This window comes from Knoellia locipacati, assembly GCF_044791685.1.
Classification (GTDB): Bacteria; Actinomycetota; Actinomycetes; order Actinomycetales; family Dermatophilaceae; genus Knoellia; species Knoellia locipacati_A.
In genome coordinates this window covers 3,727,413-3,745,381 of record NZ_CP087730.1, presented here as the reverse complement: position 1 = coordinate 3,745,381, position 17,969 = coordinate 3,727,413, and the positions used below count along the sequence as shown (strand labels likewise).

Annotated in this window: 19 protein-coding genes and 1 tRNA gene; 12 read left to right on the top strand and 8 right to left on the bottom strand. The window is 72.4% G+C overall.

The window, feature by feature from the left end:
- The first annotated feature begins 5 nt into the window (after positions 1-5).
- Both LL946_RS17615 and LL946_RS17610 read left to right on the top strand, forming a co-directional pair.
- Positions 6-1,748, top strand: coding sequence for a SulP family inorganic anion transporter (locus LL946_RS17615; RefSeq protein ID WP_404383004.1), 1,743 nt, complete (start codon positions 6-8; stop codon positions 1,746-1,748).
- A complete protein-coding gene (locus LL946_RS17610) occupies positions 1,745-2,365 on the top strand; it encodes a hypothetical protein (protein ID WP_404383002.1) in 621 nt (206 codons plus the stop codon). Before LL946_RS17615 ends, LL946_RS17610 begins: the two co-directional genes overlap by 4 nt.
- Here LL946_RS17610 and LL946_RS17605 read toward each other — a convergent pair.
- Both LL946_RS17605 and LL946_RS17600 read right to left on the bottom strand, forming a co-directional pair.
- Complete coding sequence (locus LL946_RS17605) at positions 2,358-3,335, bottom strand: magnesium transporter (RefSeq protein WP_404383000.1); 978 nt, start codon at positions 3,333-3,335, stop codon at positions 2,358-2,360. The genes LL946_RS17610 and LL946_RS17605 overlap by 8 nt on opposite strands.
- A 46-nt stretch (positions 3,336-3,381) precedes the next feature.
- Entirely contained in the window at positions 3,382-4,422 is a 1,041-nt protein-coding gene (locus LL946_RS17600) for a zinc-dependent alcohol dehydrogenase family protein (RefSeq protein ID WP_404382998.1), read from the bottom strand.
- Between the two features lie 204 nt (positions 4,423-4,626).
- On the opposite strand from LL946_RS17600, the gene LL946_RS17595 reads away from it, so the two are divergent.
- The 5 genes from LL946_RS17595 to LL946_RS17575 all read left to right on the top strand — a co-directional run bounded on the left by LL946_RS17595 (position 4,627) and on the right by LL946_RS17575 (position 9,549).
- Complete coding sequence (locus LL946_RS17595; protein ID WP_404382996.1) at positions 4,627-6,402, top strand: GAF domain-containing protein; 1,776 nt, start codon at positions 4,627-4,629, stop codon at positions 6,400-6,402.
- 40 nt (positions 6,403-6,442) lie between these two features.
- Positions 6,443-7,396, top strand: coding sequence for a universal stress protein (locus LL946_RS17590; RefSeq protein ID WP_404382994.1), 954 nt, complete (start codon positions 6,443-6,445; stop codon positions 7,394-7,396).
- 65 nt (positions 7,397-7,461) lie between these two features.
- Complete coding sequence (locus LL946_RS17585) at positions 7,462-8,103, top strand: response regulator (protein WP_404382992.1); 642 nt, start codon at positions 7,462-7,464, stop codon at positions 8,101-8,103.
- A 130-nt stretch (positions 8,104-8,233) separates the two neighbouring features.
- Entirely contained in the window at positions 8,234-9,121 is an 888-nt protein-coding gene (locus LL946_RS17580) for a universal stress protein (protein ID WP_404382990.1), read from the top strand.
- On the top strand, positions 9,121-9,549 hold the full coding sequence (locus LL946_RS17575; RefSeq protein WP_404382988.1) for a pyridoxamine 5'-phosphate oxidase family protein: 429 nt from the start codon (positions 9,121-9,123) through the stop codon (positions 9,547-9,549). Before LL946_RS17580 ends, LL946_RS17575 begins: the two co-directional genes overlap by 1 nt.
- A 141-nt stretch (positions 9,550-9,690) precedes the next feature.
- On the opposite strand, the gene LL946_RS17570 is transcribed toward LL946_RS17575, so the two are convergent.
- The 4 genes from LL946_RS17570 to LL946_RS17555 all read right to left on the bottom strand — a co-directional run bounded on the left by LL946_RS17570 (position 9,691) and on the right by LL946_RS17555 (position 12,624).
- Entirely contained in the window at positions 9,691-10,272 is a 582-nt protein-coding gene (locus LL946_RS17570; RefSeq protein ID WP_404382986.1) for an HPP family protein, read from the bottom strand.
- 40 nt (positions 10,273-10,312) lie between these two features.
- Positions 10,313-11,599 (bottom strand): acetyl-CoA hydrolase/transferase family protein, encoded by a 1,287-nt coding sequence (locus tag LL946_RS17565; protein ID WP_404382984.1) that lies wholly within the window; start codon positions 11,597-11,599, stop codon positions 10,313-10,315.
- Positions 11,596-12,045, bottom strand: coding sequence for a pyridoxamine 5'-phosphate oxidase family protein (locus LL946_RS17560; RefSeq protein WP_404382982.1), 450 nt, complete (start codon positions 12,043-12,045; stop codon positions 11,596-11,598). The genes LL946_RS17565 and LL946_RS17560 overlap by 4 nt, the downstream gene beginning before the upstream one ends.
- A gap of 66 nt (positions 12,046-12,111) precedes the next feature.
- On the bottom strand, positions 12,112-12,624 hold the full coding sequence (locus tag LL946_RS17555) for a DUF6328 family protein (RefSeq protein WP_404382980.1): 513 nt from the start codon (positions 12,622-12,624) through the stop codon (positions 12,112-12,114).
- 304 nt (positions 12,625-12,928) lie between these two features.
- On the opposite strand from LL946_RS17555, the gene LL946_RS17550 reads away from it, so the two are divergent.
- Positions 12,929-13,036, top strand: a complete 108-nt coding sequence (locus LL946_RS17550; protein ID WP_404382978.1) for a LuxR C-terminal-related transcriptional regulator — start codon at positions 12,929-12,931, stop codon at positions 13,034-13,036.
- Between the two features lie 7 nt (positions 13,037-13,043).
- Here LL946_RS17550 and LL946_RS17545 read toward each other — a convergent pair whose 3' ends face one another.
- A complete protein-coding gene (locus LL946_RS17545) occupies positions 13,044-14,180 on the bottom strand; it encodes a thiolase family protein (protein ID WP_404382976.1) in 1,137 nt (378 codons plus the stop codon).
- Complete coding sequence (locus LL946_RS17540) at positions 14,177-15,211, bottom strand: fatty acid--CoA ligase family protein (RefSeq protein ID WP_404382974.1); 1,035 nt, start codon at positions 15,209-15,211, stop codon at positions 14,177-14,179. The genes LL946_RS17545 and LL946_RS17540 overlap by 4 nt, the downstream gene beginning before the upstream one ends.
- A gap of 44 nt (positions 15,212-15,255) precedes the next feature.
- Between LL946_RS17540 and LL946_RS17535 the strand changes: the two genes are divergently transcribed.
- The 4 genes from LL946_RS17535 (at position 15,256) to LL946_RS17520 (ending at position 17,954) form a co-directional block, all read left to right on the top strand.
- Complete coding sequence (locus LL946_RS17535; protein WP_404382972.1) at positions 15,256-16,293, top strand: chorismate-binding protein; 1,038 nt, start codon at positions 15,256-15,258, stop codon at positions 16,291-16,293.
- A 52-nt stretch (positions 16,294-16,345) separates the two neighbouring features.
- Positions 16,346-17,194: an aminotransferase class IV gene (locus LL946_RS17530; protein ID WP_404382970.1), complete on the top strand. Its 849-nt coding sequence runs from the start codon at positions 16,346-16,348 to the stop codon at positions 17,192-17,194.
- The gene (locus LL946_RS17525) at positions 17,191-17,691 is read left to right on the top strand and encodes a TIGR02611 family protein (protein WP_404382968.1); all 501 of its coding nucleotides are present in this window, start codon (positions 17,191-17,193) and stop codon (positions 17,689-17,691) included. Before LL946_RS17530 ends, LL946_RS17525 begins: the two co-directional genes overlap by 4 nt.
- Positions 17,692-17,880: 189 nt before the next feature.
- Positions 17,881-17,954: transfer RNA gene (locus tag LL946_RS17520), tRNA-Val, on the top strand.
- Positions 17,955-17,969: the final 15 nt, after the last annotated feature.

Here is a 17,969-nt window from a genome sequence, read left to right as displayed (position 1 = left end):
CCGCCGTGGCTTCGACCTCGGGGGCCGACGACCGGTCGTGGCTGCGAGGTGACGTCGTCGCGGGAGTCACGGTCGCGGCATACCTGATTCCCCAGGTCATGGCGTATGCCGGTGTCGCCGGGCTGCCTGCCGTCGTGGGCCTGTGGGCCGCCTGCGCCGCGATCCTCGCCTATGCCGTCCTGGGCTCCTCGCGACTGCTGTCGGTCGGTCCGGAGTCGACGACGGCGCTCATGACGGCCGTCGCCCTCGGCGCCCTGGCGGGCGGGGACACGGCTCGGTATGCCGCGCTCGCCGCCGGTCTCGCGGGTCTCGTCGGCGGCTTCTGCCTGCTGGCCTGGGTGCTGCGCCTCGGCTTCCTCGCCGAGCTGCTCTCGAGGCCGGTGCTCGTCGGCTACATGGCGGGGGTCGCCACCCTCATGGTCGTGAGCCAGCTCGGCAAGGTGACGGGCGTCGAGGTCACCGGCGACAGCACATTGGCCCAGGTGCGGTCGGTCGCCGGGAACCTCGACGACGTCCACACGCCCACGCTCTGGGTTGCCGTCGCGGTGCTCGCCTTCCTCCTCGCCGTCACCCGCTTCCTGCCGGTCGTCCCCGCGCCGCTCCTCGGCGTCCTCGGGTCCGCCGGAGCCGTTGCCCTGCTCGACCTGGAGGATCGCGGTGTCGCCCTCGTCGGAGAGATCCCGCGCGACCTGCCCTCGCTCCGGCTCCCCGACCTCAGCCTCGTCGACCTGCGTGCCCTGTTGCCTGCAGCTCTGGGGATCGCCGTGGTGGCCTACACCGACAACATCCTCACCGCCCGGGCCTTCGAGCCGCGGCACGGCTCAGGGCTCGACGCCAAGCAGGAGCTGCTCGCCCTCGGTGCGGCCAACCTCGCAGCGGGTGCGGCACAGGGCTTCCCGGTGAGCAGCAGCGGCAGCCGCACCGCGATCGTCGCCGCGAGTGGTGGGCGGAGCCAGCGGAGCTCGCTCGCCGCGCTCGTCGCGGTCGTCCTCGCTGTGGTCGTGGCCAACCCCGTGCTCGCGAGGTTCCCGACGGCCGCCCTCGGCGCCCTCGTCGTGTATGCCGCGCTCCGCCTCGTCGACCTCCCCGAGTTCCGTCGGATCTTCGCCTTCCGGCGGACGGAGGGTCTGCTCGCGCTAGGGACCACGGCATCCGTGCTCGTCGTGGGGATCCTGCCCGGAGTCCTCGTGGCCATCGTGCTGTCCCTGCTCGACCTGCTCCACCGCGTGACCCGACCGCACGACGGCATCCTCGGCTACGTGCCGGGGGTGGCGGGCATGCACGACGTCGACGACTACCCGTCGGCTCGGGCGGTGCCGGGTCTGGTCGTCTACCGCTACGACTCACCCCTGTTCTTCGCCAACGCGCACGACTTCATCACCAGGGCGCTGGCGGCCGTGGACGACGCCCCGACGCCCACGCGCTGGCTGCTGCTCAACATGGAGGCCAACGTCACGGTCGACGTCACGGCGTCGGACACGCTCGAGAGCCTCCGTCGTGAGGTCGAGCGACGGGACGTCGTCCTGGCGCTCAGCCGGGTGAAGCAGGAGCTGCGCGACGACCTGCGGCGCAGCGGCTTCGTCGACCGCGTGGGGGAGGAGCGCATCTTCATGACCCTGCCCTTCGCGGTGCAGGGGTATGCCGCGTGGGCGGCCGCGTCCGATGCGGCAGCCGAGTCGGAGGCGGAGGCGACGCAGGACGGGGCCGCGCCGGAGGAGCCGGCCGATTCGCAGGAGGAGCGCGGGTGAGCCGCCTGCTGCGCCGGTGGGTCGCCTGGACGGTGACCGGTGAGGTTGCGGGCTTCGTCGCACCCGCGGTCGCCGGCGTCGTCACGGCGGCCTCGTCGGCGTGGGTGTCCATCCCTGCCCTCGTGGTCGCGGGGGCGGTCGAGGGGCTCGTCCTCGGCGCCGCTCAGGCTCATGCCCTGTCTCCGGAGCTGCCCGCGCTCGACACGAGGCGCTTCGCGCTCCTCACCTCGCTGGCCGCTTCCCTGGCCTACCTCGTCGTCATGGTGTCGGTGGCCGCCGCGCCCCGGTTGCAGGAGGGGCCACTCGCCGCGGCCATCCTCGTGGTGGTGCTCGTCGGTACCGTGCTGCTCGCCTCCATCGGCACCGCGCAGTGGCTCGAGCTACGCCGTCACGTCGCTCGGGCGTGGTGGTGGATCGGGATGACCGCGGTCGCGTGGCTCGCCGGACTCGCGGTCTTCATGCTCATCGCCACACCGCTCTGGCACGAGGGGCAGGGCGTCGTGACGGCGGTCGAGGTGGGCCTGGTCGCCGCTGTCGCGATGGCGACCACGGTCGCCCTCGTCACGGGGTCCGCCCTGCAGCGGATGCTGCGGCGACGCAGGACGGCCCTCACGTGACGATCCACGTGGCGAGCTGGAAGTAGACCGCCACGGTGATGATGTCCTGGATCACGGTGGCCAGGGGTCCCGAGCCGAAGGCGGGGTCGGTCCCGAGCCGGTGGAACAGCCAGGGAAGCGCCATCGCCACGAGGGTGGCGACGAGCGACGCGGCGAGGATGGCGAGCGCCACGGCCAAGGCGACTTCCGCGTCATGCCACAGGGTGCCGACGAGCACCAGTGCGGTGGCGCCCAGCAGGCAGCCGAGCAGTGCACCGGTGATCGACTCGCGTCGGACGACCTGGCGGATCCCGACGCCCAGGGACAGTCCGCGGATCACGAGGGCCTCGGTCTGGGTCCCCACCGCGTCGGCGAGGTAGACGACGCCGGGGAGGAAGGAGGCGACGAGCACGTGCGCGCGCAGCGTCTCCTCGTAGCCGCTGACGACCCCAGCGGCGAGCAGCGCTCCCACCAGGCCGACGACCAGCCAGGGCAGACGGTGGCGCAGACGCCTCGTCACCGGCTCGACGCTGGTCGAGCGCGCAGCCGCTGCCGAACCGCCGAAGCCACCGAGCCGGGCCAGGTCCTCGTCGTGCTCGGAGTGGACGAGGGCCAGCAGGGTCTCGGAGGGGATGAGGCCCTGGAAGCGCCCGGCGTCATCGACCACGGCGACCGTGGACCAGCCCGCCTCCACCGCTCGCCACGCGGCCGGCTCCCGGTCGGTCGAGGGCGAAACCCTCGGTGGGTTCGCGTCCATGACGTCGACGACGTGCGAGCCCGGCTCGGCTGCGACCAGGGCACCCATGCGGGCGACACCCACGAGCCGTTCGCCCTCGAACACCGCCACGCACTCGGCAGCGGCCACCGGGTCACCACGCAAGCGGGCGAGCAGGTCGTCGACCTGCTCGCCCGGTGTGGTGCGCGGTACCGCGAGGGTCGCGTGCCGGAGGGCGGCCCGGGGTGATGAGCCCACTGCGTGCTTGCGTGCCATGGCGTCCCTCCGGCCTGCGGTCATCGCCCCGGTGACGGGGCGCTCGTCATCGCGTGAGCACGACCTTGAGCGCGTTGGTGTCCGCCGCGGCGGAGAACACGTCGTAGGCCTCCATGAAGTCGTCCATGGCGAAGCGGTGCGTGACGAACCGGGCCAGGTCGATCTGGTGGCTGGCGACGAGCTTGAGCAGCGTCGGCGTCGAGTACGTGTCGACGAGGCCGGTGGTGATCGTGACGTCCTTGATCCACAGGTCCTCGAGGTGGAGGACTGCGGGGCCGCCGTGCACGCCTGCGTTGGCGACCGTGCCACCGGGCCGCACCAGGGCGGTGCACTGCTCGAACGACTCGGGGACTCCGACAGCCTCGACGGCGACATCGGCTCCCAGGCCTCCGGTCAGCGACTTCACGATCTCGACCGCGTCCTCGCGGGACGGGTTGATGACCACGTCGGCGCCGAACTGCTTGGCCGCCTCGAGCCGGGAGTCGGCGAGGTCCACCGCGACGACCCGCGCCGGGCTGAAGAGCTTGGCGCCCATGATCACGGAGAGCCCGATGGGACCGGCGCCGACGACGACCACGGTGTCGCCGGGGGCGACGCGGCCGTTGAGGACGCCGACCTCGTAGCCGGTCGGACCGATGTCGGCCAGCATGAGTACCTCCTCGTCGCTCACGCCCTCCGGGATCGCGAAGGTCGAGGTGTCGGCGAAGGGGACGCGGACGAACTCGGCCTGCGTGCCGTCGATGAGGTGGCCGAGGATCCAGCCTCCACCGCCGAGACACTGGCCGTAGCGGGCTTCACGGCAGAAGCGGCAGGAGCCGCAGGAGGTGATGCACGAGACGAGGACCCGGTCGCCGGGCTTGACGTTGCGCACGCTCGTGCCGACCTCGATGACGGTGCCCACGGCCTCGTGGCCGAGCGTTCGGCCGTCCGTGACGGCGGGGACGTCACCCTTGAGGATGTGCAGGTCGGTGCCACAGATCGTCACGGCGTCGACCCGGACGACGGCATCCGTGTCATGCAGGATCGTCGGCTCCGGAACCTCCTCCCACGCCTTCTGTCCCGGGCCGTGGTAGACGAGTGCCTTCATGATCGAGCTCCTTCCGCCGGCGGCAATCTGCCGCACACGGTCAGTCCACGCCGATCGGTCACGACCCGACAGGGCCGGAGGTCCCGCGGCTCGGGCCGACTCCCACCCGGGCGGCGCGAGGCACGCGGACCGGGGCGGACGGCATACGGCGTGGTGGAGTCGGATCACCGACGGCAGCAGACCGTGACCCCATACGATCGTTCGGTGACTGGAAACGCGTCGCCCACCGGGGGCCAGGGGGGCGGCAACGCACCCGATGGTGGTCAGCGATGGCCGCTCTCGTCGCTCGAGCTGGACGACCTCGTCGAGGAGCTCAGGGCACGGGCGGCCAGTGCCAGGCTCTCGCAGGAGCGCCTCGGCTCACTGCTCGACGCCGTGTTGGCGGTGAGCTCCGACCTCGAGCTCGCCGAGGTGCTGCACCGGATCGTCGTCGCCGCGTGCGACCTCGTCGACGCGACCTACGGCGCCCTCGGTGTCCTGGGGCCCAGTGGTGAGGAGCTCGTCGAGTTCGTCACGCACGGGGTGACCGAGGAGCAGCGCGCCGCGATCGGTCCGCTGCCGCGCGGGCACGGGCTGCTCGGCATGATCATCGTCAGCCCGCACCCGCAGCGGGTGAGCAACATCGGGCGGCACCCGGACTCCTACGGGTTCCCGCCGAACCACCCGCCGATGACGAGCTTCCTCGGGGCTCCCGTGCGCATCCGTGACCAGATCTTCGGCAACCTCTACCTCACGGACAAGCGGTCGGCTCCGGCGTTCAGCGAGGAGGACGAGGCGATCCTCACCGCCCTGGCCGCCGCGGCCGGCGTGGCGATCGAGAACGCCCGGCTCTACGAGCGCGCTCGCACGCAGCAGCAGTGGAGCGAGGTGCTCGCCGACGCGACGCAGGCGCTCCTCGGCGGAACGCCCCAGGAGCAGGTACTCGAGGACGTCGTCGGGCGCGTGGGCGGGTTGGCGAAGGCCGACGGCTGCGCGGTCGCGCTGCGCCACGGGTCCGACCTGGTGGTGGCGGCCGTCTCGTCGGACGCGGGCTCGGGCGCCGACGGCGCCACCGACGCGCGGGGAGCGGCCGCCTCGCCCGGTCCGTCGGATCCGTCGCTGTTGTCGCAGGAGTGGGCGGCGCCCGGGGAGGTCGTGCGCGACCCCAGGATGCTGGCCGCCATGCTCGAGCCGGCGCACCTCGAGGTGAGGGCACCGCAGGGGATGCGCGCGACGGTGCCGATCGCGTTGGGGGAGAGCCCGATGGGGGTTCTCGTCGTGGACTGGGGGCTGGACGAGCACACCGACCTCCTGCCCCACCTGGAGCTCCTCGGCCGTGGGCTGGCGGTGTCCCTCGGTGCTGCCAGTGCCCGGACCGACCGGGCGCGGTCAGAGCTGCTCGAGGACCGTGACCGGATCGCCCGCGACATGCACGACAACGTCATCCAACGCCTCTTCGCCACCGGTATGTCGCTGCAGTCCGCCGCGCCCGTGAGCGCTCCGGAAGTCCGGGCCAAGCTCGAGCGAGCCGTCGACGAGCTCGATGCGGCCATCACCGACATCCGGCACACGATCTTCGCCCTGCACCGCGTGCCCGGCGGGCGACCCCTGAGCGCGGAGATCGCAACCCTGTGCGGTGACGCTGCCGTCAGCCTCGGATTCTCGCCGGAGCTGCGCCTCTCCGGACCGTTGGCCGACGTGCCCGAAACCATCTCCGCCGAGCTGCTCTCCGTCGTTCGCGAAGCCCTGAGCAACGTCGCCCGGCACGCCTCCGCGTCGTCGGTGAGCGTCACGGTCGAGGTCGCCGACGACGTGAGCGTCGTCGTGGCCGACGACGGCCGCGGGATCCCCGAGGGCGTCACTCGTTCCGGCCTGGGCAACCTCGCCCGCCGGGCGGAGGGCCGCGGTGGCACCTTCCGCGTGGGACCGGGCTCGCCGTCCGGGACCAGGGTCGAGTGGCGGGTGCCCCTTGACCCGTCCCCGGACCGCACCGGGACCTAGTTCCCTGTTGTCAGTGGTGGCGGCAGCAGAGAGTCGTGCCATGCCTGAACTCCTCCCCGACCCAGGTGTCACCAGACAGGACGAGCTGCGCACCGGCGCCCCCGCCGAGACGGTGGTCGTCGGCTATGACGGCACGCGCGAGGCCGCGGCGGCCCTGGAATGGGCAGCGGCCTGGGCGGGCCGACAGGGTTCCCGCCTCCTGGTGGCCAGCGCGGTGGACCCCGTCCTGCCCGCCGGCCCGCCGTCGGGACCGGGTCCCGATATCGCCACAGTGCGGCAGGCCGTCGGACGGGTGGCCGCTCGCGGTGCCGACCTCGTGCGTCGCCAGCACGACGACGTCGAGGTCCGCAGCGTCGGCGCCGTCGGACACCCCTCCGCCGAGCTCGTCGCGCTCTCGGACAGCGCGGACCTCGTGGTCGTCGGTCGACGGACGCGAGCCGACAACCCGGACGCGAGCGTGGGCTCGGTGTCCTTCGCGCTGAGCGCCCACGCGCGCTGTCCCGTCGTCGTCGTGCAGGGGGAGCGTCGATTCGGGCTGGGCGAGGGTCGCCCCGTGGTCGTCGGGGTGGACACGTCACAACCGTCACTGCGCGCACTGGCCTTCGCCGCGAACGCCGCAGCGTCGGCCCGGGTCGGGCTCGTCATCGTCTCCGCCTGGTCCGGGCGAGAGGTCGAGCCCTGGCTCGCAGAGCTCTGGGGAGGGCCCACGCCGGGCGTCGACCGCGCCGCCGAGGAGTCCGCGCGTGCGCAGTCGAGCGTCGCGGCCGCCGCCGACATCGTGCGCCAGAGCCACCCCGAGCTGCACACCACGACCCGCACCCCACGGGGCGCCCTCCACGAGGTCCTGCTCGACGAGGCGCGCGACGCCGGCCTCCTCGTCGTCGGCGCCCGAGGAGGCGGCGGCTTCGCCGGCCTCGCCCTCGGTTCGGTGACCCGCGGCGTGCTCCGACAGGCCGACCTGCCGGTCGCGGTCGTGCGCAGCGGCAGGCTCTGACGAAGCAACGGGCTCCGACGGCGGCCGCCGCCTACGATGGCGGCAACCGATGAGGAGGCCGCCCGATGATCCGTGTCTATCTGCTGGACGACCACGAGGTGGTCCGTCGAGGGCTGCGCGAGCTGCTCGAGGTCGAGGACGACCTCGACGTCGTGGGTGAGTCGGCCAGCGCGGCCGAGGCCACTCGTCGCATCCCCGCCCTGCGGCCCAACGTCATGGTGCTGGACGCCCGGCTCCCCGACGGGTCGGGCATCGACGTGTGCCGCGACGTCAGGTCGGTGGATCCCACGGTGGCCGGGCTGGTGCTCACGTCGTTCGACGACGACCAGGCCCTGCGGGCCGCGGTCATGGCCGGCGCCGCGGGCTACCTCCTCAAGGACATCCGGGGGACCCAGCTCGTGGACTCGATCCGCCGGGTCGCCGCGGGGGAGTCGCTCCTCGACGAGGCCGTGGTCTCGCGCCTGCGCAAGCAGTGGGGGCACGACGTCGAGGACCCACGGCTCGCCGAGCTGTCGCCCCAGGAGCGGCGGATCCTCCAGCACATCGCCGAGGGGCTGACCAACCGGCAGATCGGCGAGACGATGTCGCTCGCCGAGAAGACCGTGAAGAACTACGTCACCTCCGTCCTCGCCAAGATGGGCATGGAGCGCCGGACCCAGGCCGCGATCTACGTGACGAAGCACGGTTCGGCGCCGGACGGTCGCTGAGTCTGCCCGTGCGGGCCCCGCTGCGCGCCCGCGGCCGCGGATCCGCAGTCGGGACCAAGGGCCCTGTGGCGCGGTGCCGTGGTTGGACACGCTGGGAGCGGAGAAACCGTCATCCAGCGCAGGAGGAACCATGAGCACCCAGACCCCCCGTCCCGTCGTCGTCGGCTACGACGACTCCCCGGCCGGCGAGCTGGCACTCGAGTGGGCCGTCCGCGAGGCTGACCGCCTCGACCGCCCGCTCAAGGTGGTCGTGGCTCGCGGGATGCTGTGGTCCACCTCCCCGGGCTTCGGTCCTGCCGTTCCCTGGCCGGAGGACCTGGACCAGCAGCTGGTCGCGCGGGCGAAGGAGCACGTGGCATCGCTGTCACCACGCTGCGAGGTGACCACCGAGTCGATCGTCGGCACGCCGGCGGCGGTTCTCGTCACCGAGTCCGACGACGCCGAGCTGGTGGTCGTCGGACGTCGTCACCACTCCAAGCTCGGTGAGCTCGTGGAGGGCTCGACCTCCGCGCAGGTGGTCGCCCACGCCTCGTGCCCCGTGGTCGTGGCCGACAGGCAGGCTCCCTCGGGCGCGGACGCACCGGTCGTCGTCGCCGTCGACGGTTCTGCGGCCAACGAGCCGGCCCTCGCGTTCGCCTTCGAGCGCGCCGCATCGGTGGCCGCACCCGTGGTGGCGGTGCACTCGTGGACGCTGGACGTGCCGGACACCTTCGACACGGCCTGGCTGAGCGCCGAGCACATCGTCGAGCTCGAGAGCCACGAGCAGAAGGTCCTCGACGACGCCCTCGCACCCTGGGTGGCCAAGTTCCCCGAGCTCGAGGTCCGCAAGGTCCTGCGGCGGAACCTGCCGGTCGAGTCCGTCCTCGAGAAGGCCGACAACGCCCAGATGATCGTCGTCGGCAGTCGCGGGCACGGAGGCTTCGTCGGCCTCCTCCTCGGGTCGGTCAGCCAGGGCCTGCTCCACCGTGACCGTCCGTGCCCGCTCGCCGTCGTGCACGCCGAGAGGTCGGAGTCGTGATGAACCTCGATGCAGCCACCGACCACAGCGGCCTCCGGGTCATGACCACCGACGAGTGCCTCGAGCGGCTCGGCAGTGCGCCCATCGGCCGGGTGGCGTTCGTCCAGGGCGGCGAGGTCGTCGTCCTGCCGGTGCACCACGTCATGCACGGGACCGACATCTGCTTCCGCACCAGCGGCAGCAGCAAGATCGAAGCCGCAGCCGACCACGACCCGATGAGCTACGAGGTGGACGACTTCGACATCTCGACGAGGTCCGGCTGGAGCGTGACGGTGGCAGGTGTCGCCGCCATCCTCGATGACGACGAGGTCGTGGCCGACGTGGAGAGCAGGGACCCCATGCCGTGGACCATCGGCGACCCGTCGATGTCGGTGTGGGTCCGGATCCGCCCCGACTCGATCACGGGCCGCGAGCTCGAGCCCGTCTGAGGAGCCCCGCCCCACCCGGATCGGGCCCGCCCGACACGGTCACACCTCGAAGCCCTCCGGCGAACCGGAGGGCTTCGTGCGACCGGCCGGGGAATCGCCGCCCCCGGAGCCTGGGGCGACCCTCCGGTGGTGCGGCGGACCTCAGCCCACCCGCACGCTCCGGACACCGGGGACGGTCGAGATGACCGCCACGACCGCGTCGTCGAGCCCGTCGTCGGTGGGCGTGACGGAGACGTGCCCGGCCTGGACGAGGAAACCTCGCGCCGGCAGCCCGGCCGACGTGAAGGCCCTGTTGACGGCGTCGGCGAGCGCGGAGTTCGACACCGACATCGCACGCAGGATGTCGCTGCGGCTCACCATGCCGACGAGCTGTCCTTCGTCGACGACGGGGAGGCTCTTGAAGCCGGACGCGGCGAACTGGGCCGCGACCTCGGCACAGTCCTCGGTGGACGCGACACAGGTCGGGTCCGGCGTCATGATCTGCTCCAGAGTGCGTGACGCTCCCGGGACGGCGGCCGAGGCCCGGAGGTGTGCTCGCGGGTCGCGAGGCAGCGGCTCACGCAGCACGTCGGCCTCCGAGACGATGCCGACGCAGCGACCGGCGTCGTCGACCACGGGCACGGCGCTGATCCGGGACCCACCGAGCAGCTCGACGACGTCGTCGAGGGTGGCGCCGAGGGGCAGGGAGAGCGCGGGGGAGGTCATGACCTCGGAGACGAGCATCGCGGGGTTCCTTCCGTGTCGGTGTGCCCAGCCTGCTGTCTCAGGCGTGTCGGGACAAGGCTTTGGGCACAGTCCGGGGCGCCCCGGCGAGGCCGAGTCCCTCGGCCTCCTCCCAGAGCTCGTCGCGCACCGACGGGTGTGCGGCGTCGTCGATGAGGTGCTGCGCCTGGGCCTGGGCGTCCCAGCCGCTGATCTCGGCGATGCCCTGCTCGGTGACGACGGCGGTGTGCTGGAACGAGGTCACGGGTCCCTCGAGGAGCCCCACGATCGAGGACACCCCGGCGCGTGGGTGCCACGACCGCAGGGCCATGAGGGACTGTCCTCCGACGGAGTCCATCGAGCCGACGACGAAGTCGCACTGGCCGCCGAAGCCGGAGTGGAGCCGGGAGCCGATGTGGCTGGCGTTGGCCTGGTCGAACAGGTCGACGGACAGGGCGGTGTTGATGCTCGTCATGGCCGGGTTGGCCGCGATCCGTCCCGGGTCGTTGACCGTCTCGGTCCGCAGCATCCGCACGCGTGGGTTCTCGTGCAGCCAGCCCATGAGCCGTGGGCTGCCGGCGGCGAACGAGGCGACGACCTCTCGCTGGGGGTCGAGGGCGCCGGCGTCGTCGAGGTCGAGGACACCGTCGGACACCATCTCGCTCCAGATGCCGAGGCCGTGGTGGTGGGTGAGCCGCGGGACGACCGCGTCGGGGATCATGCCGATCCCGAGCTGCAGCGTCGCCCCGCCGGAGACCCGCGACGCGACGTTCGCACCGATGCGCTGCACGTCCGCCGTCGTCGGGTGCGGAGCGTGGGACGTGGGCGCCGGGGCGGCGACGGCGACGACGACGTCGAGCCCGGTGAGGTGGGTCTCGGAGTCACCGAACGTGAACGGCACGTCGGGGCGGGACTCGGCCACGACGAGACCGCCGGTGGCACGGCATACGTCGATGGCAGCCGGGAGGATGTTGACCTCGGCACCCAGGGAGACCGCGCCGTTCCCGCGCGGGGGCGACACGGTCACGAGGACGACGTCCGGCACGAACCGCCAGCGGAAGAGCGTGGGCACGTGTGAGAGCCGGGCGGGGAGGTAGGAGAGGTCGGGTGCACCGCGCATCCCGGGCCCCACGAACGGGGTGACGTAGGTGATTCCGGCGCGAGACGGTATGCCGTGCGGCGCGTTGAGCATGAACAGCTCGAACTCGTCCACGGACTCCTCGAGAACGTGCAGGAGGGTCCACGGCACGGAGGCGTTGCCGCCGACCACGACGCGTAGGGGCCGGTCGAGGCGCCAGCTCGCTCGTCGCAGTGCCGCGGCGAGGGCCGTGGTGGTGGAGGCGATCACGGGCGCCGCACCCCGCCGGACACCTGGATGCGGCGGCCGGTCACGGTCTCGGGCTCGAGACGCATGAAGTGCGGCTTCGACCCCTCGGCCCAGGGCATGAGGGGGAGGCCCATCACCGCGATGAGATCGTCGACGTCGCGGACCTCGACGGCCCGGCCCCGCGCCACGACGCTCCAGGCTTCGGCCACCTCGAGGTCGTAGCCGTCGACCTCGAAGGCCACGGACTGGTTGCGTGCCGCCTCGTACTTCGTGCCGCCGGCCGTGCGCAGCACGATCGTGCCGTGGTCGACCGTGTAGTTCACCGGGAAGATGTCGGGCGCCCCGTCGTGGATCACCGCGAGGCGTCCGACGACGGCCTGTCGCAGGAGGTCCCACGACTCGGCGGTGCTCAGCGAGCGCGTCCCTCCGCTGCTCGCGGCCCTCTCCTCGAATCCGTGCGTGTCCATGTGCTCATGGTGGTGACCCGTCGAGCCCGGTCACAGGGCACAAGGTCCCGGCGCGACGGCCGCTCCTCAATCGCGGTCCTCGGTCGGGGTGCGGTCCGGTTCGTCGAGCCGGCTGCGGACGACCAGCGGCAGCACGAGCCAGTTGACGACGAAGAGCAGGAGCGCGACGACGGCTCCGAGCAGCGCGGCTCCCCGCCCCACGACGACGTCGAAGATGAGGAAGGCGGCTGCGACGATGCTGGCCGCCAGTGCGACCAGGCCGGCCCGCGCCGCGGCGTCGGCGAAGCGGACGAGCTCGCGCTTGGCGCGCCTCCGGAAGAGCAGGCGGTGGGCGCTCACGGGCGCCACGAGGAGGGTCGTGGCGACGACCGAGGTGGTCAGGGCGACGAGGTATGCCGTGCGCTGCACGTCCGTGAGGTCACCGAAGCGCTGCTGGAAGGGGATGGTGAGCAGGAAGCCCGCGAGGATCTGGACGCCGGTCTGGGTGACGCGCAGCTCTTGCAGCAGCTCGTCCCAGTTGCGGTCGAAGCGCTCGGTGGCGGTCTCGTCGCGGGGGTTGCCGTCGGTCTCCTGATCCATGGGCAGACCGTACCCAGTCCGGGTCCGGCGCAGGTGCACGCCGGACCCGGATCCTCGGGCCCCCGTGTGCGGCGCGGGCGCCGACCCTCTCAGACGACGGAGCGCTCCCGCTCGGGCACGACGTGGTCGTCGGTGGCGACCCAGGCGAGCGTCTCGTCGACATCGGCAGGCACCGGCCGGTCCTTCGCGCGGTTGACCGGGCCTCCGGCGATGTAGGTGGCGCTCGTGACGATGAGCGGCAGGGCGACGTTGAGGTCGGCGGGGACGAGGTCGGTCGTCTGCCCGGCAGCTCGTCATCTCTCCGGTGACGGTGCGCAACCACGTCAGCGCGATCCTCACGAAGCTCCACGTGGCGAACCGCACGCAGGCGGTGGTCCGCTTCCGCGGTGGACCGGCGCGCCGCCAGGACTGAGTGGAGGTCAGCCGATGCGCTGGACGAGAATCGCGACGCCCTGCCCGCCGCCGACCGCGATGGCGGCGAGCCCGAGCTCGGGTCCGTCCTGCCGGACCATCTGGCTGTAGAGCCGCACCGCGAGGACGGCACCGGAGGCGCCCCACGGGTGGCCGAGGGCGAGGGCACCACCCTCGACGCAGATCCGCTCCTCGTGGAGGCCGAGCTCGTCGCAGCACGCGAGCACCTGCGCGGCGAACGCCTCGTTGACCTCGATGACGCCGACGTCGGCGAGGGTGATGTCGTTGCGTCGCAAGAGCTCTCGGATGGCAGGGACCGGTCCGACGCCCGGCAGGTTGGGGTCGACCCCCGCGGTCTCCCAGTCGAGACAGGCCAGACCGGGTATGCCGTCCGCCCGCCTCCGCGCCTCGCTCACCACCGCGACCGCGGCCGCGCCGTCGTTGATGCCGCAGGCGTTGCCGGCGGTGACGGTGCCGTCTGTGGTGAAGGCCGAGGGGAGCCGGGCCAGGGTCGACTGCCGCAGGTGGTCCCGCACCCGCTCGTCCCTGTCGAGCTGGGGGAGCGGCACGAGCTCCTCGTCGAAACGGCCGGCCGCGCGAGCGGCAGCCGCACGTGTGTGGGAGCGGACGGCATACGCGTCCTGTCTCTCGCGCGAGATGCCCCAACGCCGCGCGACCCCGTCCGCGGCCGCTCCCATCTCGGGGTCGCCGATGTCCGCGGGCGCGAAGGGTGCGCGTGAGTAGCGCTGGGGCTCACGGCCGTTGGCGGGCGGCCACATCCGCCAGGGCGCGGTGCTCGCGCTCTCGACGCCGCCGGCCAGGACGACCTCGGAGGACCCTGACCGTACGAACGCCGCCGCGGTCGTGATGGCCGCCAGACCGCTCCCGCACTGGAGGTCGAGGGTGAGCGCGGGCACGGAGACGCCGAACCCCGCAGCCAGCGTGCTCACCCGGGCGACGTTGCCACCGGCTCCCATGCAGTTGCCCAGGATCACGTGGTCGGGGGATTCGAGGTCCAGCTCGGCGCGCAGCGCGCTCAGGACGGGAGCGGCCAGCCCGGTCGTGTCGACGTTCCGCAGAGCCAGCCCGGCGGTCCCGATGGGGGTCCGTCGGGCGGCGACGATGACCGGGGTAATCTCCTTCACGATCGCTCCCGCGAGCGAGACATGGCGAGGAGCCGGGAGCGCACCGCGACGCGGTCGACCTTCCCGGCGGCAGTGAGGGGCAGGTCGTCCCACTGGTGCCACCGGCGGGGCAGGTGGGCGCGGTCGACCAAGCCACCCGCGCGGGCCCGCAGCGCCGCCAGGTCGAGCTCGCCCGACCCCGTGACGACGACCTCGACGACCTCGCCGAGGTCCGGGTGGGGCAGGCCGACGACGGCAACCGCACTGACGTTCGGGAGCGAGAGCACGGCGGCCTCGACGTCGGCGCTCAGCACGGTCACCCCGCCCGTCGTCACCGCGTCGTCGCCACGGCCCTCGACGACGAGTCCCCGGGCTGCGTCCCACCGGCCGCGGTCGCCCACGGTGGCGAAGCCGTCCGCATCCCGGAGCATTGGACCCGCCTGCCCGGCTGCGTAGCCCTCGGCCAGCCACGGGCTGCGGGCCCACACGACACCGTCGCGCAGGTCGACCTCGACCTCGGGGAAGGCCTTGAGCCGCGGCCCGACGCGCATCGAGACGAAACTCAGCTCGGCCGCGCCGTAGTAGTCGACGACCTGCAGGCCGGCCTCGTCGGCGCGGCGGCGAACGGGCTCCGGGAGCACGGCACCGGCGCACACCACGGTCCGCAGCGACCCGATGTCCCGCTCCAGCAGTGAGGACAGCATCTGTGGGGAGAGGTGAGCGGCGGTGCACGTCGCGAGGGCGCGAGCCGCCTCGGCCACGCTCCAGCGATCGAGCGCGACGACGTCCGCGCCGGCGTGAGCCGCGTGCGCGTGGGCGAACGCGAACATCGACCCGCTCGGCGGCGCCGGTACGAGCACGCGGTCCTCGCCGGTGATCCCCGTGAGGCGGCTGACGTGCTCGAAGCTGTCCTCCCACGACGCCAACGACCGCACGACGGTCCGGGGTGCCGCGCTCGTCCCGGAGGTCGTGAGCTCGAGCCAGGAGCGACCGTCGCGCTCTCGCAGCACGCCCATCGCCCGCAGGGCCGCCCGGGCCGCACTCTCACGCACGGCGCCACGGTCTCACACTCGTGCCACCCCCTACGATCGACGCCGTGGCGTGGGCGAGGTTCAGCTCCCTGGACGGGGGCATCATCGAGGCGAGCGGCATCCATGCCGTCACCCACGACATCGACGACGTGACATCAGGCTTCTGGGCCGTCGTCATCACCTTCGAGGGTGACCTCACGGCCGTCCGTATGCCGTCCGTGTCCCGTCGCGCGTCGGCCACCTCCGTCGTGGACTGGACCGGGGTCACGGGGGAGTGGAGCGCGAGCCTGGACGACACGGCATACGTCGAGGGGGTCGAGGAGATCCGCGAGCGGATCGCGCGCGGCACCGTCTACCAGGTCAACCTCTGCCGTGTCCTCAGCTGTCCCATCGAGCCCGAGGTGAGCGTTCAGCAGCTGGGCAACGTTCTCGCACAGGGCAACCCGGCTCCCTTTGCCGCGACGCTCGACATCCCCGAGGCATGCCTCGAGATCGCGTGCGCGTCGCCGGAGGCCTACCTCGTGCGACGTGGTCGGACCGTGACGTCGAGCCCGATCAAGGGCACCGCGCCCACGGTCGAGCAGATGCTTCCCAAGGACTACGCCGAGAACGTCATGATCGTCGACCTCGTCCGCAACGACCTCCAGCACGTATGCCGTCCCGGCACCGTCCGCGTCGACGCCCTGTGCCGCGTCGAGCAGCACCCGGGGCTGGTCCACCTCGTCTCGGACGTCACCGGGACGCTGCGTGACCGGGCGACGTGGCGCGAGCTGCTCGACGCGTCGTTCCCTCCCGGCTCGGTGTCGGGGACGCCCAAGCACACCGCGCTCCAGGCGATCGCGGAACTCGAGCCGGTGCCGCGTGGCCCCTACTGCGGGGCGATCGGCTGGATCGATGCGGACCGCGACGAGGCGCTCCTCTCCGTCGGCATCCGGACGTTCTGGGTGGACCGCGACGGCCCGGCACGGGTCCTGCGCTTCGGGACGGGTGCCGGGATCACGTGGGGCTCGGACGCCCACGGTGAGCTCGTGGAGACCGAGCTCAAGGCCAAGCGGCTCATGGCGCTGGCTCGCGGGCAGGTGCGTCCGTCGGCTCGGGGTTGACTCCGGGGATGTCCTCATGGGAGTCGCCGGACCCATCTGCGATGCTCGTGCCATGAGTGAGATCAGGGTGTGGGTCGACGGTCAGGTCGTGGCTGCGGACGTGCCGTCCGTGCGGGCGCTCGACCACGGGGTGACGGTCGGGGACGGGGCCTTCGAGACGTGCAAGGTGGTCGACGGCGAGGCGTTCGCGATGACGCGACACCTCCGCCGTCTCGGGCGCACGCTGGCCGGGCTCGGGCTGCCGCCGGTCGACGACGCGCGGGTTCGGGACGGCGTCAAGGAAGTGCTGGCCTCGGGCGACCCCATCACCTTCGGCCGCGTACGGATCACCGTCACCGGCGGTGCCGGCCCGCTCGGCTCGGACCGGCACGACTCGCCGGCCACGATCATCATCGCCGCGACGCCGTCCGTCACCCACGCGCCGTCCGCAGCCGTGGTCACGGTGCCGTGGGTGCGCAACGAGCGCGGCGCCACCGTCGGCCTCAAGACGACGTCCTACGCCGAGAACGTCATCGCGGTGACGCACGCACGCTCCCGCGGGGCCGAGGAGGCGCTGCTCGCCAACACCCGCGGCGAGCTGTGCGAGGGGACCGCGTCCAACGTCTTCGTGGTCACGGACGGGGTCCTGCGCACCCCGCCGCTGGACAGCGGCTGCCTTGCCGGCATCACCCGCGAGCTCGCCATCGAGTGGGCCCGCGACGCCGGGATCGAGGTCGTCGAGGAGACCCTGCCGTTCGACGTCCTGCAGAGTGCCGACGAGGTGATCATCACGAACTCCTCGCGTGACGTCCAGGGAGTCCACCTCGTCGACGACCGGCAGCTCGACGCGCCCGGTCCGGTCACCGCCCGCCTCGTCGAGGTCTGGCGGACCGCCGAGGCCGACCTCGGGATGGACCCGTGAGCGACTCACCCCTGCGTGACTCGTCGGCGCGCGGCAGCAGTGCGGCCGGCGACGGCGTCGATCCTGCTCGTGAGTCGTCTGTCGGACCGGCTGCGGGTCGCGACGACGACTGGGCCTGGCGCCAGCGCCTGCGCGCGAGCCCGAAGAGCGCCCGGATCTATCGGATCGGGGTGTTCGTCCTCGGGCTGGTGGTCGTGGTCGTCGGGCTGCTGCTCATCCCGTTCCCCGGGCCGGGGTGGCTCATCGTCATCGGTGGGCTGGCCATCTGGGCGACCGAGTTCGAGCGGGCCCAGCGCATCCTCGAGTTCGTCAAGCGCAACGTGCGGGCCTGGGAACAGTGGGTCAAGCGCCAGAACCCGGTCGTCAAGGCCCTCGTCGGTGTCGTCGGCATCGCGTTCGTCGCCACCATCCTGTGGCTGACGTTCCACTTCTCCGGCATCCCGGGCTTCTTCCCCGACGGCCTCGAGAGCTGGATGCGGACCACCGCCCGCGTCTGAGGTCGAGCGCCCGCCGCCGCTCCGTCCAGTGGCACGGTGATGACGCGGAAACCGTTGATCGTCCCGGATATATCCGGGCACCTCTTCGGTTTCCGCGTCATGGTGTCCTCGTGACGGGGCAGCCCACCCGATTTCGCCAGCGGGAGAGGCGACGGGTATCCTCGTCCAGCCCGTGCACCACTGGGCGCCGGACGTGTAGCTCAGCTGGTTAGAGCGCTCGCTTCACACGCGAGAGGTCAGGGGTTCGAGTCCCTTCACGTCCACCCTCGCCAGCTCGG